This is a genomic window from Frigoribacterium sp. PhB107 (assembly GCF_003751515.1).
GTDB lineage: Bacteria > Actinomycetota > Actinomycetes > Actinomycetales > Microbacteriaceae > Frigoribacterium.
The window spans coordinates 1,559,916-1,573,385 of sequence record NZ_RJKU01000001.1 but is presented as its reverse complement, the minus strand read 5'-3'; the positions used below and the strand labels follow the sequence as shown (position 1 = coordinate 1,573,385).

Annotated in this window: 12 protein-coding genes; 8 read left to right on the top strand and 4 right to left on the bottom strand. The window is 70.3% G+C overall.

Features of this window, described 5'->3' with window-relative positions:
• Nucleotides 1-5 precede the first annotated feature (5 nt).
• From EDF18_RS07240 to EDF18_RS07230, 3 genes are all read left to right on the top strand, one after another.
• Nucleotides 6-1,304, top strand: coding sequence for an ABC transporter permease (locus EDF18_RS07240; RefSeq protein WP_123547021.1), 1,299 nt, complete (start codon nucleotides 6-8; stop codon nucleotides 1,302-1,304).
• Complete coding sequence (locus tag EDF18_RS07235) at nucleotides 1,301-2,440, top strand: ABC transporter permease (RefSeq protein WP_123547020.1); 1,140 nt, start codon at nucleotides 1,301-1,303, stop codon at nucleotides 2,438-2,440. Before EDF18_RS07240 ends, EDF18_RS07235 begins: the two co-directional genes overlap by 4 nt.
• A 70-nt stretch (nucleotides 2,441-2,510) precedes the next feature.
• Complete coding sequence (locus EDF18_RS07230) at nucleotides 2,511-3,149, top strand: TetR family transcriptional regulator (protein WP_123547019.1); 639 nt, start codon at nucleotides 2,511-2,513, stop codon at nucleotides 3,147-3,149.
• A gap of 8 nt (nucleotides 3,150-3,157) precedes the next feature.
• Here EDF18_RS07230 and EDF18_RS07225 read toward each other — a convergent pair whose 3' ends face one another.
• The 3 genes from EDF18_RS07225 to EDF18_RS07215 all read right to left on the bottom strand — a co-directional run bounded on the left by EDF18_RS07225 (nucleotide 3,158) and on the right by EDF18_RS07215 (nucleotide 5,693).
• Nucleotides 3,158-3,922, bottom strand: coding sequence for an SDR family NAD(P)-dependent oxidoreductase (locus EDF18_RS07225; RefSeq protein WP_123547018.1), 765 nt, complete (start codon nucleotides 3,920-3,922; stop codon nucleotides 3,158-3,160).
• A gap of 105 nt (nucleotides 3,923-4,027) precedes the next feature.
• A complete protein-coding gene (locus tag EDF18_RS07220) occupies nucleotides 4,028-4,831 on the bottom strand; it encodes a carbonic anhydrase (protein WP_233569065.1) in 804 nt (267 codons plus the stop codon).
• A 592-nt stretch (nucleotides 4,832-5,423) separates the two neighbouring features.
• A complete protein-coding gene (locus EDF18_RS07215; protein WP_148050056.1) occupies nucleotides 5,424-5,693 on the bottom strand; it encodes a hypothetical protein in 270 nt (89 codons plus the stop codon).
• A 155-nt stretch (nucleotides 5,694-5,848) separates the two neighbouring features.
• On the opposite strand from EDF18_RS07215, the gene EDF18_RS07210 reads away from it, so the two are divergent.
• Nucleotides 5,849-6,472 carry a DUF6518 family protein gene (locus EDF18_RS07210; RefSeq protein WP_123547015.1) on the top strand — a complete coding sequence of 208 codons (624 nt, stop codon included), beginning with the start codon at nucleotides 5,849-5,851 and terminating at the stop codon, nucleotides 6,470-6,472.
• A gap of 2 nt (nucleotides 6,473-6,474) precedes the next feature.
• On the opposite strand, the gene EDF18_RS07205 is transcribed toward EDF18_RS07210, so the two are convergent.
• Nucleotides 6,475-7,512, bottom strand: a complete 1,038-nt coding sequence (locus tag EDF18_RS07205; RefSeq protein WP_123547014.1) for a LacI family DNA-binding transcriptional regulator — start codon at nucleotides 7,510-7,512, stop codon at nucleotides 6,475-6,477.
• 117 nt (nucleotides 7,513-7,629) lie between these two features.
• Between EDF18_RS07205 and EDF18_RS07200 the strand changes: the two genes are divergently transcribed.
• The 4 genes from EDF18_RS07200 (at nucleotide 7,630) to EDF18_RS07185 (ending at nucleotide 13,399) form a co-directional block, all read left to right on the top strand.
• Nucleotides 7,630-8,910, top strand: a complete 1,281-nt coding sequence (locus tag EDF18_RS07200; RefSeq protein ID WP_233569018.1) for an ABC transporter substrate-binding protein — start codon at nucleotides 7,630-7,632, stop codon at nucleotides 8,908-8,910.
• A gap of 89 nt (nucleotides 8,911-8,999) precedes the next feature.
• On the top strand, nucleotides 9,000-9,884 hold the full coding sequence (locus EDF18_RS07195; protein WP_123547012.1) for a carbohydrate ABC transporter permease: 885 nt from the start codon (nucleotides 9,000-9,002) through the stop codon (nucleotides 9,882-9,884).
• A 3-nt stretch (nucleotides 9,885-9,887) separates the two neighbouring features.
• Nucleotides 9,888-10,793, top strand: a complete 906-nt coding sequence (locus EDF18_RS07190) for a carbohydrate ABC transporter permease (RefSeq protein WP_123547011.1) — start codon at nucleotides 9,888-9,890, stop codon at nucleotides 10,791-10,793.
• Between the two features lie 2 nt (nucleotides 10,794-10,795).
• A complete protein-coding gene (locus EDF18_RS07185) occupies nucleotides 10,796-13,399 on the top strand; it encodes a glycoside hydrolase family 78 protein (RefSeq protein WP_123547010.1) in 2,604 nt (867 codons plus the stop codon).
• Nucleotides 13,400-13,470: the final 71 nt, after the last annotated feature.

The window sequence follows — 13,470 nt, the reverse complement described above, 5'->3', positions numbered from 1 at the left end:
ATCCCGTGACCGACACCCCCGCCCCCGCGATGGCTCAGGGGGCCGAGACGGCCCCTGCTCCCTCGGTGGCCGAGCCGAGCCGCGCTTCCGTCGCCAAGAAGCTCGTCTTCGCTCTTCTCCTGCCGCTGTACTTCGTCATCGTGTTCCCTGTCATGTTCGTGTCCGCCCTGCACGCGCCCACGCCCCACGACCTCTCGCTGATCGTCGTCGGGCCGGCTCAGGTCGTGGGGCAGATCGCCGACGGGCTCGACGAGACCAGGGAGTTCCGGGCGACCCACACCGACGTCGTCGAAGAGGCGCGCAGCAGCGTCGAGGACCGCGCCGTCGAGGGGGCGATCGAGATCACCCCCGTGCCCGCTGCCGACCCGACGGAGCAGACCGACTTCGTGGTCACCACCTACTACGCTGACGCCGAGGGGCGATCGGTGGGGTCAGCCGTGCGAGCAGCAGGCGACCAGGTGGCCGAGCAGCTGGGCACGACGGCCTCGGCCGTCGACGTCGCCCCGCTGGCTGCGACCGACACGCTCGGCACGACGCTCTTCTACCTGCTCACGTACACGTCGCTCGCGGCTTACCTCGTCATCATCGTGCTGACCCAGGTCCAGCCTCGCGCCCGGCTCCGCACCCGGTACCTCGCGTCGGCGATCACGGCGGTCATCGCTCCGCTCATCGTCTTCGGCCTGTCGTCGATCTGGGTCGGCGACTACGGTGCGAGCTTCGGCACCATCGCGGGACTGCTCGGCGTCAACGCCCTCTACGTCTTCACCGTGGGAGCGGCGGCGATCCTCATCCAGCAGTTCCTCGGCAACGTAGCGACCTTCGGGATCATGGGCTTCATCGTCTTCCTGAACTTCCCGAGCGCAGGAGGCGCGGGCCCGTCGGCCATGCTGCCGCCCTTCTGGCAGGCGGTGCACTCCTTCTACTTCGGCGCCGGTGCGAACGAGGCGTTCCGGTCCATCGTCTACTTCAACGGCGCCGGGGCACAGAGATGGGTGCTGCAGTTGCTCGCGTGGACGGTCGGTCTCGTCCTCGCCACGGTGGTCGTGCACCTCGTCAAGACGGTGCGGGCGCAACGTGTCGATCTCGCCCTGCTCACCGACCGCGATGCGCAGCACGTCGACGCGCGGCGAGAGCTGCGCGAGGCGAACAGCCTCGTCGACGACGAGGCTGGCGACCGTCACCGCCACGTCAAGGTCGAGGCCTACGTCCTGGACGACGAACCCGACGCCGAAGCGCCGACGAGCGAGCCACGCCGCTCGATCACCGCCGGTCACCCCTCCACTTCCGAAGGAACGGCCCGATGACCGCCTCCGAACAGCGCCCGCACGGCACGCATCTCCCGGAGCGCTTCGAGATGCCCGAGAACCACCTCGACGTCGTCGTGTCGCCCGGGTCCATCGACACCTCGCGGCGTGCGTCGCTCAAGACCACGCTCATCGCGGTCGTCTCCATGCCGTTGTTCTTCCTGCTGGCCTTCACCATCTGCTACGTGAGTGCCTCACACGCGCCGGTGCCACACGACCTGGCGCTCACCATCAGCGGTCCGGCCTCGATCACCGACCCGCTCGCTGAGATGATCGACGACGAAGCCCCGGCAGCCTTCGACGTCACGCAGACGATCAGTGCCGACGATGCTCGCGAGGCCGTGGCGAAGCGGGAGGCTGTGGGAGCGGTCGTCGTCGACGGCTCCGACGTCACGACGGTCATCGCCTCCGGAGGCGGTGCCCTGGCCACGCAAGTCGTCCAGACCGCAGGGCAGGAGATCGCGGACGAGCTCGGCGGCGTGAACACGGTCGAGGACGCATCGCCCCTGCCGGCCGACGACCCCGGAGGATCGGTGCTCTTCTTCCTGCTCGTCGCCTGCACGGTCGGCCCGTTCCTCAGCATCACGGCCATCAGCCAGGTCCTGCGGAAGGCGCGGACGCGAACGTACGTGGCGACCGCGGCGGGTGCCGCCGTGCTCGTGCCGGTCATCGCGTTCTCGATGATCAGTCTGTACGTGGACTACGGAGTGACTTTCGGCACGGTTGCCGCGGTCCTCGGGGTGGCGATGATCTACGCCTTCACCGTGGGCCTGCTGGCGACGTTCTTCACCAAGGTCGCCGGCCAGGGCGGGGTGCTGCTCGTCATCCTCTTCCTGGTCGCCCTCAACTTCCCGAGCGCGGGCGGGACCGCTCCTGAGTCGATGCTCCCGCCGTTCTGGCAGGTGCTGCACCAGGGATGGCTCGGGGCCGGAGCCTTCGAGCAGATGCGGAACATCCTCTTCTTCGCCGGTGACGGCAGCCACCGCTGGCTCATGCAGCTGCTCATCTGGACGGCGACGGCCGCAGCGCTGGTCGGACTCGTCACGGTACGCGACAGGCGGCGGTCGGCAGCGGGCGACGTCGGCCATGACGCTGATGGGAACAGCCCCTCAGTGGGAGCAGCCGTGGTCGGGTGAGGTGCAGGGGCAAACGACCCGAGACATCCGAGGCGCGTCGTCGAGTTCGTCCGGGAGCTAGCCTCGCAACATGTCGACAGCTGCGTCCACCTCCTCGTCCGACATGACGCGACGCGTTGGTCGTCCGATCGCGACCGACCGCGCGGCGGTCGCCCGGACTGCCCTCGCCCTCTTCGAGGAGCGCGGGTACGACTCCGTGAGCATGGCCGACATCGCCGAGGCTGCAGGGGTCGGACGGCGCAGCCTGTTCCGTCATGCCAGGAGCAAAGCGGATCTCGTCTGGGACGGCGCGGGCCCCGCGGCCGACGAGATGGGCAGGCGTCTTCGATGTGCGCCTGCGGGGGTGCCGATGCTCGTCGCGTACCGCGAGGCGTTCGTCGGCGCGATGGAGTCCGCCGCGGTCGACCTCGTCGCGACGCGCAGCCGCCTTCGGCTCATCGTGCGGCACGCGGAGCTCCGCGCTGCTGCGCCGCAGCACCTCGCGGAGACCGCGGAGGTGCTGTGCGGTTTCGTGGAGGACAGGCGGCCGGAACTGGCCGGGACTGTCGGACTCCAAGTCGTGGCGGAGGCTCTCGGCGCGGCATCCTTCGCGGCGCTGCGCTGGTGGGCGACGGCTCCCGACGAGAGGGGCGAACGTTCGCTCCGTGAGGCGGTCGAGGAGGCACTGGAGGCGCTCGCCGTGTTGTGCGGACCGGCCAGCGCCTCCTGAACCGTCGCTCAGATCGCTGACCAGCCACCGTCCGAAGCGAGGACGACGCCGTTGACGTTCGACGCGTCGTCGCTGGCCAGCCAGGTGATGGACGCAGCCATGACGTCTGCCTCGACGGGGGTCGGGATGGTCGCCTGCATGATCGGCCCGAGCACCGCCGCGGCGACCCGCGACTTCATGGGAGCCTCGATGTTCGTGATGGTGGGTCCGGGTGCGACGGCGTTCGTGCGGATGCCCTGCTTGGCGTAGATCACCGCGGTGTTCTTCGTCATCCCGGCGACGGCGTGCTTGGAGGCGGTGTACGCGAGCCCGGCTGCCGAGCCTCGGAGGGACGCCTCGGAGGCGACGTTCACGATGGCGCCCCGGCCGGCCTCGAGCATGAGGGGCAGGACGGCGCGCGTGAGGCGCATGACCGCCGTCACGTTGACGGCGAACACGAAGTCCCACGCCGCGTCGTCGATCTCACCGGCGGGCACGAACGCGTCCATGACGCCCGCGACGTTGGCGAGGGCGTCGACTCGTCCTCCGGCGGCCTCGACGACCGCTTGGATGCCTTCCTGACTGGTGATGTCGCCCGCCACAGTGATCAGCTCGAGGTCGGGGTGCTCGGCGACGAGCTCGTCGAGACGCTGCGCGACGACGTCCGCCGCGATCACCCGAGCGCCCTCGCGCGCGAAACGCAGGGCAGACGCGCGACCGATGCCGCTGCCAGCTCCGGTGACGATGACGGTCTTGCCAGCGAATCGGTCGGCGACGATGGTGTTCTGAGACATGGTTCCCCTTACGTTCGGGGCGGGCCTCGAGGCCCGCCGCTGAAACTATTGTGGCATCAAGTGCCGTAAGTCTTATGGCATGCATCTCCACGCATACGACGTCGGTCACTCGGATCTGAGCATCGCGTCCCCTCCACGGACGACACGACCGTTCAGGCCTTGGGTGGGACGCGCGTTGTGGTCGTGAACGGCGTCCAGGCGGGCGATCTGCTCCGCGGACAACGTGACTGGTTCGGAGAAGACGACCCCGGAGACGCCCTCGCTGCAGGGCGGAGTGGTCAGGCTCCCGTCGTAGGACCAGTACTGCAGCGACGACGGAAGAAGCGATGCGACATCGATCGTCGAAGTTGTGCCGTCCGGGCCGGTCGCCGTGTCGAGGAACGTCTGCCACGGCTCCGACGCGGAGCCCTCGTCGACGAGGACGCTCAGGACGAGCAGCTGTCCGTCGTCAGAGGTGTGCACGAGGTGCATTTCGGCGACCGGTGCAACGCCGTCCACGGTGTGTTCTGCCGGCGTGTGTGCGTGCATCTGGAGGAGCTCGAAGTCACGGCTACCTGCGCGCACCGTAGAGCCGTCCTCACCGACCTCGACCTGCGAGGCGTGACCGGTGTCCGCTTCCGTCACCGGAGCGACCCGAGTGCCGATGCTCACGTCGTCTGAGAGGTCAGGCACAGTACGCGGCAGGTCGATCGGGGATTGCGAAGTTCCCGAGGCACACAGGTCGTAGTCCTCCGATAGGCCACCCCACGCCTCGGGCCCGCCGACCTCCTCGTAGGACCAATGGGCCGGGGCCCGACCAGTGGGGGGCGGTGTCCCGGTCTGTCGCGAGGCCTCGTCACTGGTGCTGGAACAAGCGGTGAGGAAGAGGGAGCTTGCAGTCAGGCCCGCGAGAGCGAGCACGAGGGGCATCTTCGATGGCATGGTCGTCTCCGAGAAGTCGATGACCTGGTCCGCGGTCGGCCAAGTACTGAGGAGACCAGCCTCGTGACGCTCTATCGCTCGTGCGTCATCCGCGTGAATCGGTTCCGCTACTCCAGCTGTACTACGCCGAAGACTCCAAACAGTCCCGCGAGGGGCGAGCATGCTCACGGGCAGGAACCTGTCAGCATGTGCTGGATCGCACCACGTGCCTTGCTCGCCCTTTTGGTCGCCCTAAACGGCCCCACTCAGATGCATCTCCATGGTTCTCGATCGCAGAAGCCGGTGAACTGCACGTTGTCCGTCCCGCGTGTTTGTCGACGACCCGGCCTCGCCAAGGGCTCGGCGACGGTCTGACCACGGATCAGAAGGTTGGGGGTTCGAGTCCCTCCAGGCGCACGACACTCAGCGCGGCCCCTGCCCTACTAGGCAGGGGCCGTTCTTCGTTTTGGTGCTCGTCCGGCCGCCTGCCGGCGGCGTGCGTCCTGCGGACGCGAGCCTGCCGGCGGTCGGCGTCCTGCGGACGCGAGCCTGCGGGGGCCGGCGCCCTGCGGACGCGAGCCTGGCCGCGGCGGGTCCCGAGCTAGTCGTCGACGGCCGGAGGCGCGGGGCGCGGGTGGCGGATGGTCGCGACGGTGCCCGTGACGCAGACGGCGGTCGCGAGGAGCAGTGCGACGAGGAAGAGGACGTGCCCCACGGCCACACCTCGGCTGTCAGTCGCCATCGCGACGACGACGCTCACGGCGGAGGTCAGCCACACGACCGCGGCGATGCCCCAGCCCACGGAGGAGCCGCGGAACGTCGGCTTCTGCACGCGGAGCCGGCCCTGGTCGCGGTTCGTCTCGTCGTCCATCGTCGTGGTCCCCTCGTCGTCGTCGACCTCTCCACCGTACGTCGAGCCCCCTCGCCGGCTCAAGGGCCGGGCCGCGAGCGGGGTCCTCCTCCAGGATGGCGAGCATCGTCCGCGAGACGGTCGGCACGAGGCCGCGGGCCTGTGATGCTCGCGGGATGAAGCGTTCGTCCACGGTGACCCTCGCGCGGTGGCTGCTGGGCGCCGCGGCCGGCCTCGTGCTCGGCGGTGCCACCTCCTACGGCCAGCAGTACCTGCCTGGCGGGCTGAGCTCGTTCGCGAACTCGAGCGGCGGCTGGACGGTCCTCACCTTCGCGACCGTCGTCGTGGTCACGCGGAGGCCGAGCGCTCGCAGGTGGTGGACGGCAGCCGGTCTCGGTCTCGTCGTCTTCCACGCCGCGGTCCAGGGGTACGTGGTCGTGTCCACCCTGCGGGGCTTCCCCGACTCGTACGGTCCGGGCGACTTCTGGTTCACGGCGGCGACCCTGGCCGGGCCCGTCATCGGGCTCGCCGGGCTGTGGTGGTGGTCGCGGCGCCCCGTCCTCCGTGCGGCGGGGATCGCGGTCCTCGCCGCCGTGATGATCGGCGACGGCGTCTCCGGGCTCGTCCGCGTCGCGGAGACGACGGGGACGACCTGGTGGCTGATCAGCATCGCGCTGGGCGTCGCGGCGCTCGGCTGGGTCGTGGTCCGTCGCCTCGACGGGTGGCGGGAGCGCGCGCTCGCTGTCGGGCTCACGACCGTCGGGGCCGCGGCCTTCGTCGCCCTGTTCAGCGTGCTCTGACCTCAGCCTGCTCTGACGCTGCTGCTGCGCACGATCAGGCGTGGCGGCAGCACGACCGTCTCGTGCCGGTGGGTCGACGGGTGGTCGAGCTCGTCCCGGAGGAGGCGCATGGCCTGGCCTCCCATCTCGACGCCGGGCTGCCCCACGGTCGTGAGCGGGAGGGTCGTGCCCTGGGCGAAGTGGTTGTCGTCGTAGCCGGTGATCGACAGATCGCGGGGGATGTCCACCCCGCCGAGCAGCAACGACTGCACGATGCCCGACGCGAGTGCGTCGGAGGCGGCGACGATCCCGTCCGGCCTGCCTGCCGCCTCCTGGGCGAGGAGTTCGCTGCCCACGGTGAGACCGGCGCGCACCGTCAGTGCCGAGGTGGTCATCAGGCGGAGCGAGACGCCGGCGTCTCGGGCCGCGGCCGAGGCGCCCTCGAACCGGTGCCGCACGGCGGTGAGGTCGAGGGGGCCGCCGACGAAGACGAGCTCCCGGCGGCCCTGCTCGAGGAGGTGCTCGGCCGCCAGGCGTCCGCCGAGCTCCTCGTCGACGACGACGCCGCAGCTCTCGTCGCCGTCGCCCGGCCAGTTGACGTAGACGACTCGCAGCCCGCGACGCCGCAGCCGACGCGCCTCGTCCATCGGGCCGTCGAACGGGGCGAGGACGATGCCCGCCGCCTGGGCCTGCTCGAACAGGTTGAGGTACCCCGTCTGCTTGTCGAGGTCGACGTCGGAGTTGCCGAGCAGCACCGACTGCTGAGCGAGGTCCGCCTCGCGCTCGACGCCGCGGGCGATGTCGAGGAAGTACGAGTTGCCGAGGTCGACGGCGACGAAGCCGACGAGGGTGCCCCGGCCCGCTGCGAGGGTGCGCGCGGAGGTGTTCGGCACGAAGCCGAGGGAGGCGATGGCCGACTCGACCTTCAGGCGCGTCGCCGGTCGGACCCGGTCGGGCGTGTTCACCACGTTCGACACCGTGCCCAGCGAGACCCCGGCCAGCCTCGCGACGTCGGCCATCACCGGCGGGCGGTGCGGGGAGGGAGGGATCGAGACGCTCATCGTGGAGCCGAGCCTAGCTCGCGATCGATCGAGATCGGGTGTTGACAAGCCCATGGTGTCCGGTCAATTATGAAGCGCTTCAACTTTCATGAGGCGCCCACCATTCAAGGAGGAATGATGTCCCGCACCGCACGTCGTGTCGCTGCCTTCACCGTCGCCGGCCTGACCATCGCTGGCCTCACCGCGTGCTCGGGTGGCGGAGCGGGCCAGGCAGCGACCGAGTTCACCGTCCTGGGCAACGTCGAGAACGAGGTCGTCCCTGCAACGCTTCAGACCCTGGCCGACGGCGCCTGCTCGACCGAGAACGACGCCATGCCCCTCAAGGTCGAGACCGTCCCGCAGACGAACCTCAACCAGCAGGTGCAGCTGCTCGCCGGTCAGGGCGGCCTCCCCGTCATGTACGCCGTCGACACGAACGAGCTCGTGCAGCAGCTCGACGACGCCGGCTTCGTCGCGCACTTCGACGAGCTGCTCGACGAGATCGGCGCGGCCGACTCGATCGAGCCCGCCGCGCGGTCGACCGTCGAGTCGCTCTACGACGGCGAGTTCCTGGTGCTGCCGACCGAGTACAACATCGAGGGCATCTGGTACAACAAGACGCTCTTCGCCGACAACGGCGTCGACGTGCCCGAGAGCTGGGACGACGTGGTCGCTGCGGCCGGCACGTTCCAGGACGCCGGCCTCACCCCGTTCGCCGCGAGCGGTGAGCAGGGCTGGCCCCTGACGCGCCTCGTCGGGAACCTGATCGAGCGCGAGCTCGGCCCCGACGCCCTCCAGGCCGTTGCCGACGGCGACGCCGAGCTGACGGACCCCGAGTACGTGGCCGCGGCCCAGCAGGTCGCCGACCTCGGCGCGGCCGGCTACTTCGGCGAGGGGGTCGGCTCGATCGACTACGACACGTCGATCAACCAGTTCCTCAACGGCAGCTCGCCGATGCTCTACATGGGCAGCTGGGTCCTGAGCAACTTCGCGGACGACACGGCGAACCAGATCGGCGAGGACGCCATCGGCTACCTTCCCTTCCCCGCCGTCGAGGGCGGCGAGGGCGACAGCAGCCAGCTCGTGGCCAACGTCGGCCTGCCCTTCACGATCAACCCGAGCGTGCTCAACGACGACAGCAAGGCCTGGGTCAAGTGCATCGCCGAGAACTACGGCCAGGTCGCCCTGGAGGACAGCAGCCGCATCTCCGGCTTCACGGTGTCGGGCGACGCCGCCGGCACCGCGCTGACGACGGAGGTGCGCGACCGCATCGCGGCCACCGACACCACCATCCCCTGGTTCGAGGCGTACTTCAACACGCAGGCGACGACGACCTCGCAGCAGAACGCCGCCCAGCTCGTCACCGGCGCCATCACGGCAGAGGAGTTCATGACGCTGGTCCAGGGCGACCTGGGCTGACGCCTCCTCGGCGGGGCAGGGGCGCGCCGATCGCGCGTCCCTGCCCCCGCCGACCCTCCACGACCGTCTGCTCGGACCGAAGGCACCCCATGAACCCCCTGCTCGGCGACCGGCGCGCGACCCTCATCCTCATCGGGCCCGCCCTGCTCATCTACTCCGTCGTGATGCTCGTCCCCATCGTCGTCTCGTTCGGCTACACCCTGGCCAGCGGCAACGCGATCACGGGCTTCACCTTCTCGGGACTCGAGAACTACCAGCGCCTCCTCACCGACACCCGGGTGCGCGACGCGCTGCTGCTCACGGTCCGCTACGCCGTGCTCATGACGATCCTGCAGGTCGGCTTCGGATACCTCCTGTCGCTGATGTACGTCTTCGTGCTGCGGAAGTGGTCGAGCGCCGTCCGCACCCTGGTGTTCTTCCCCGTCGTCCTGCCGACGGTCGCGGTCGCGCTGCTGTTCCAGCAGATGTTCGCGATCGCCCCGCAGAACGGACTCGTCAACACGGCGCTGGAGGCCGTCGGGCTGTCGTCGGTCGACTGGTTCGGCGACGGCGGCACGGCGTTCCTCGTGATCATCGTGATGGACGTCTGGCGGTCCATGGGCTTCTACGGGGTGCTTCTCTACGCCGGTCTGCTCGACATCCCCGAGGAGGTGTTCGAGTCGGCCCGCATCGACGGTGCCTCCGGCTTCGGGCTCGTCCGACGCATCGTCCTGCCGCTCTCGCTGCCCGTGCTGGTCTCGTCGTTGATCTTCTCCGTCAACGGGACGCTCAAGGTCTTCGACAGCATCCTCGCGCTCACCAACGGCGGGCCGGGCACGTCCACCAGCCCCCTCACGATCTACATGTTCGACACGTCGTTCCGCTTCGGGCAGTACGGCTACGGCAGCACCGTCGCGTTCCTGCTCACGGTCGTGTCGCTGCTCGTGACCGTCTTCATCTTCCGCGCCAACCGCCGCGACCTCACGAAGGACTGACCGATGACCTCCGTCGACACCGCCGTCCCCGCGACGTCTGCGCCCCTCCGCCGTCCGACCGCGAGGCGCCGCACGGCTCCCCGACGGCGCCTCGGGCAGGTCGTCAGCGGCGCGCTCGTCGCGCTCCTCCTCGTGATCGTCGTGGGGCCGCTCGTCTGGATGCTCCTCGGCTCCTTCAAGACGCAGACGGAGTTCCTCGAGCAGCCCGTCTGGGCGCTGCCCGCGCAGTGGAACTTCGACAACTACGTCTTCGCGTGGACAGAGGGCAACTTCGCGCAGTACGCGTCGAACTCCGTCCTGACCGTGTTCCCGTCGCTCCTCCTCGTGCTGCTCTTCGGCTCCATGGCGGGCTTCGCCCTCGAGGTCCTGGTCTGGAAGGGCCGCGGCGCGATCCTGATCACGTTCCTGGCCGGCATCATGGTCCCGACGCAGATGATCCTGCTGCCGCTCTTCGCCGCGTACTTCCGCCTCGGGCTGACCGGCACCCTCTGGCCGCTGCTCATCACGTACACGGCGACGAGCCTGCCTCTCGCGGTGTTCCTGATGGCCACCTTCTTCCGGGCCGTCCCGCGCGAGATCTTCGAGGCGGCGATGCTCGACGGGGCCGGGATCGTCAGGTCGTTCTTCCTCGTCGGCCTGCCCATGGTCCGCAACGCGCTCTTCACCGTCGGGCTGGTCCAGTTCTTCATGCTCTGGAACGACCTCCTCATCGCCCTGACCTTCACGAACTCCGGGTCGCTCCGCACGTTGCAGGTGGGCCTGCTGAACTTCACCGGCCAGTTCGGCTCGGTGCAGTACGGGCCGCTCTTCGCCGCGATCTGCCTGAACGTCGTGGCGATCCTCGTGATCTACCTGTTCCTCAACAAGCAAGTGCAGAAGGGCCTGACCGCCGGTGCGGTCAAGGGGTGACCATGAGCGCGACCATCACCGACCTGCGGGTCGAGCACGGCCGTGACGCCCTGGGCCTCGGCACCCCTCGTCCCCGCCTGAGCTGGCAGCTCGACGGCCCGTCCGGCTGGCGGCAGGAGTCCGTCGAGATCGCCCTCGAGGCGGACGGGCGGCAGGTGGCGACGGCGGTCGTCGGCACCGCCGAGCAGGTCCTCGTGCCCTGGCCGTTCGCCGACCTCGCCTCGCGGCAGCGGGTCGAGGTCCGCGTCCGCGTCACGGGCGCCGACGGCGAGACGTCGACGTGGAGCGCCCCGATCCCCGTCGAGGCGGGCCTCCTCGCACCGTCGGACTGGCTCGCGCGCCCGGTCGGCGGGTCCTGGCCCGAGGAGCCCGGCACGGACCGACGCCCCTCCCGTGTCCGGCGCGCCTTCCGCCTCGACGCAGCCGTCGCCTCCGCTCGCCTCTACGCGACCGCACACGGCGTCTTCGAGGCCGAGCTCAACGGCGTCCGTGTCGGCGACGAGGAGCTCTCCCCGGGCTGGACCTCGTACGACGCCCGCCTGCGCTACCGCACCTACGACGTCACCCACCTCCTCTCGGCCGGCGAGAACGTGGTCGGCGCCTGGCTCGGCGACGGCTGGTACCGCGGGCGCCTCGGCTTCAACGGCGGCTACCACGACCTCTACGGGACGGATCTGTCGTTCCTGGCCCAGCTCGAGGTCGAGCTCGTCGACGGGACGCGCGTCGTCGTGGCCACCGACGAGACGTGGGAGGCGGCGCCCAGCCCGATCTCGTTCAGCGGGCTCTACGACGGGGAGCGCCACGACCTGCGGCTCGACGGCGACGGCTGGTCGAGTGCCGGTGCCGACCGGGACGGATGGAGTTCCGTGGCCACGGGGGAGCGCGACCCGAGGACCCTCGTCGCACCCGAGCAGCCACCCGTGCGCTGCACCGACGAGATCGCCCCGGTGGCGCACTGGACCACACCGGGCGGCACCGTCGTGCTCGACTTCGGACAGAACCTGGTCGGTCGCCTCCGTGTCACGGTCGACGGCGAGGCCGGGCACGAGGTGACGTTGCGCCACGCCGAGGTGCTGCAGGACGGGCTGCTCTACCGGCGCACCCTCCGCCTGGCTGCAGCGGAGGACGTCGTGACGCTCAGCGGCCGCGGGCCCGTCACCTGGGAGCCCCGCTTCACCATCCACGGCTTCCGCTACGCCGAGGTCGAGGGGTGGCCGGGGGAGTTCGACCCCGCGGCGGTCGTCGCTCGGGTCCTGCACACCGACATGGAGCGCACGGGCTGGTTCGCGTGCTCGGACCCCGGCCTCGAGCGCCTGCACGAGAACGTGCTGTGGAGCACCCGCGGCAACTTCGTCGACATCCCGACCGACTGCCCGCAGCGCGACGAGCGCCTGGGCTGGACGGGCGACATCCAGGTGTTCGCGCCCACCGCCTCCTACCTGTACGACTGCTCGGGCATGCTCGGCTCGTGGCTGCAGGACCTCGCCGTCGACCAGCTGCTGGACGGCACGGTGCCGTGGTTCGTGCCGCGGATCCCCGGCGGCCCGTCGTGGGAGCCGATCGAGCCGGGCGCGGTCTGGGGCGACGCCGCGGTGCTCACGCCCTGGACGCTCTGGGAGCGCTTCGGCGACGCGGGCGTGCTGGCCCGCCAGTGGGACTCGGCCAAGGCCTGGGTCGACCTGATCCTCGCCCGGGCCGGGGACGACCGGATCTGGGACGAGGGCTTCCAGCTCGGCGACTGGCTCGACCCGGCCGCGCCGCCGGACGACCCGGCCGACGCGCTCACCGACCGGTACCTCGTCGCGTCGGCGTACCTGTACTGGTCGACCCGCCACCTGGCGGCCACCGCCGCCGTCCTCGGCAAGGGCGCCGAGGCCGCGCGCTACGACTCGATCGCCGAGGAGGTGCGCGAGGCCTTCGTGGGGCGCTGGACCGACGGCCGCGGGCACACGACGAGCGACGCTCAGACCGCCTACGGGCTCGCCCTCGAGTTCGGGTTGGTCGAGGGAGAGAACGCGCAGGCCGCGGGCGACCGGCTCGCCGAGCTCGTCGCCGAGGCCGGCAACCGCATCGCGACCGGCTTCGCCGGGACCCCCGTCGTCGCCCCCGCCCTCACCCGGACGGGACACGTCGACCGGGCCTACGACCTGGTCCTCGAGCGTTCGTGCCCGTCGTGGCTGTACACCGTCGACATGGGCGGGACGACCATCTGGGAGCGCTGGGACAGCATGCTCCCGGACGGCACGGTCAACCCCGGCGAGATGACGAGCTTCAACCACTACGCGCTCGGCGCCGTGGCGGACTGGATGCACGCCACCGTCGCGGGGCTGGCGCCCGCGGCACCTGGCTGGCGCAGGATCCGCTTCGCCCCGCGCCCCGGCGGCGGGCTGACGCACGCGTCGGGTCGACACTTGTCGCCCTACGGCGAGGTGTCGTCAGCGTGGCGGGTCGAGGGCGAGGTGTTCGCGCTCACGGTCGTGCTGCCCGTCGGCACGACGGGCGAGGTCTCCCTGCCCGACGGCACGACCGTCGAGGTGTCACACGGTCGCCACGAGTTCACCTGCTCAGCGGCCGCGACCGCGGGCGTCGGTGCCGCCGCGGGCTGATCAGCATCCGCGCCGCCGTAGGCGCACCGTGCCGCAAGTGCCGACCGCGTGGCCCGTGATGACGGGATTCC

What these genes read in the sequence shown, in the direction of transcription:
- EDF18_RS07230 (WP_123547019.1), top strand. Translation starts at nt 2,511, where the DNA reads ATGTCGACAGCTGCGTCCACCTCCTCGTCCGACATGACGCGACGCGTT.
- EDF18_RS07210 (WP_123547015.1), top strand. Translation starts at nt 5,849, where the DNA reads ATGAAGCGTTCGTCCACGGTGACCCTCGCGCGGTGGCTGCTGGGCGCC.
- EDF18_RS07220 (WP_233569065.1), bottom strand. Translation starts at nt 4,831, where the DNA reads ATGCCCCTCGTGCTCGCTCTCGCGGGCCTGACTGCAAGCTCCCTCTTC.
- EDF18_RS07185 (WP_123547010.1), top strand. Translation starts at nt 10,796, where the DNA reads ATGAGCGCGACCATCACCGACCTGCGGGTCGAGCACGGCCGTGACGCC.
- EDF18_RS07215 (WP_148050056.1), bottom strand. Translation starts at nt 5,693, where the DNA reads ATGGACGACGAGACGAACCGCGACCAGGGCCGGCTCCGCGTGCAGAAG.
- EDF18_RS07195 (WP_123547012.1), top strand. Translation starts at nt 9,000, where the DNA reads ATGAACCCCCTGCTCGGCGACCGGCGCGCGACCCTCATCCTCATCGGG.
- EDF18_RS07205 (WP_123547014.1), bottom strand. Translation starts at nt 7,512, where the DNA reads ATGAGCGTCTCGATCCCTCCCTCCCCGCACCGCCCGCCGGTGATGGCC.
- EDF18_RS07190 (WP_123547011.1), top strand. Translation starts at nt 9,888, where the DNA reads ATGACCTCCGTCGACACCGCCGTCCCCGCGACGTCTGCGCCCCTCCGC.
- EDF18_RS07235 (WP_123547020.1), top strand. Translation starts at nt 1,301, where the DNA reads ATGACCGCCTCCGAACAGCGCCCGCACGGCACGCATCTCCCGGAGCGC.
- EDF18_RS07200 (WP_233569018.1), top strand. Translation starts at nt 7,630, where the DNA reads ATGTCCCGCACCGCACGTCGTGTCGCTGCCTTCACCGTCGCCGGCCTG.
- EDF18_RS07225 (WP_123547018.1), bottom strand. Translation starts at nt 3,922, where the DNA reads ATGTCTCAGAACACCATCGTCGCCGACCGATTCGCTGGCAAGACCGTC.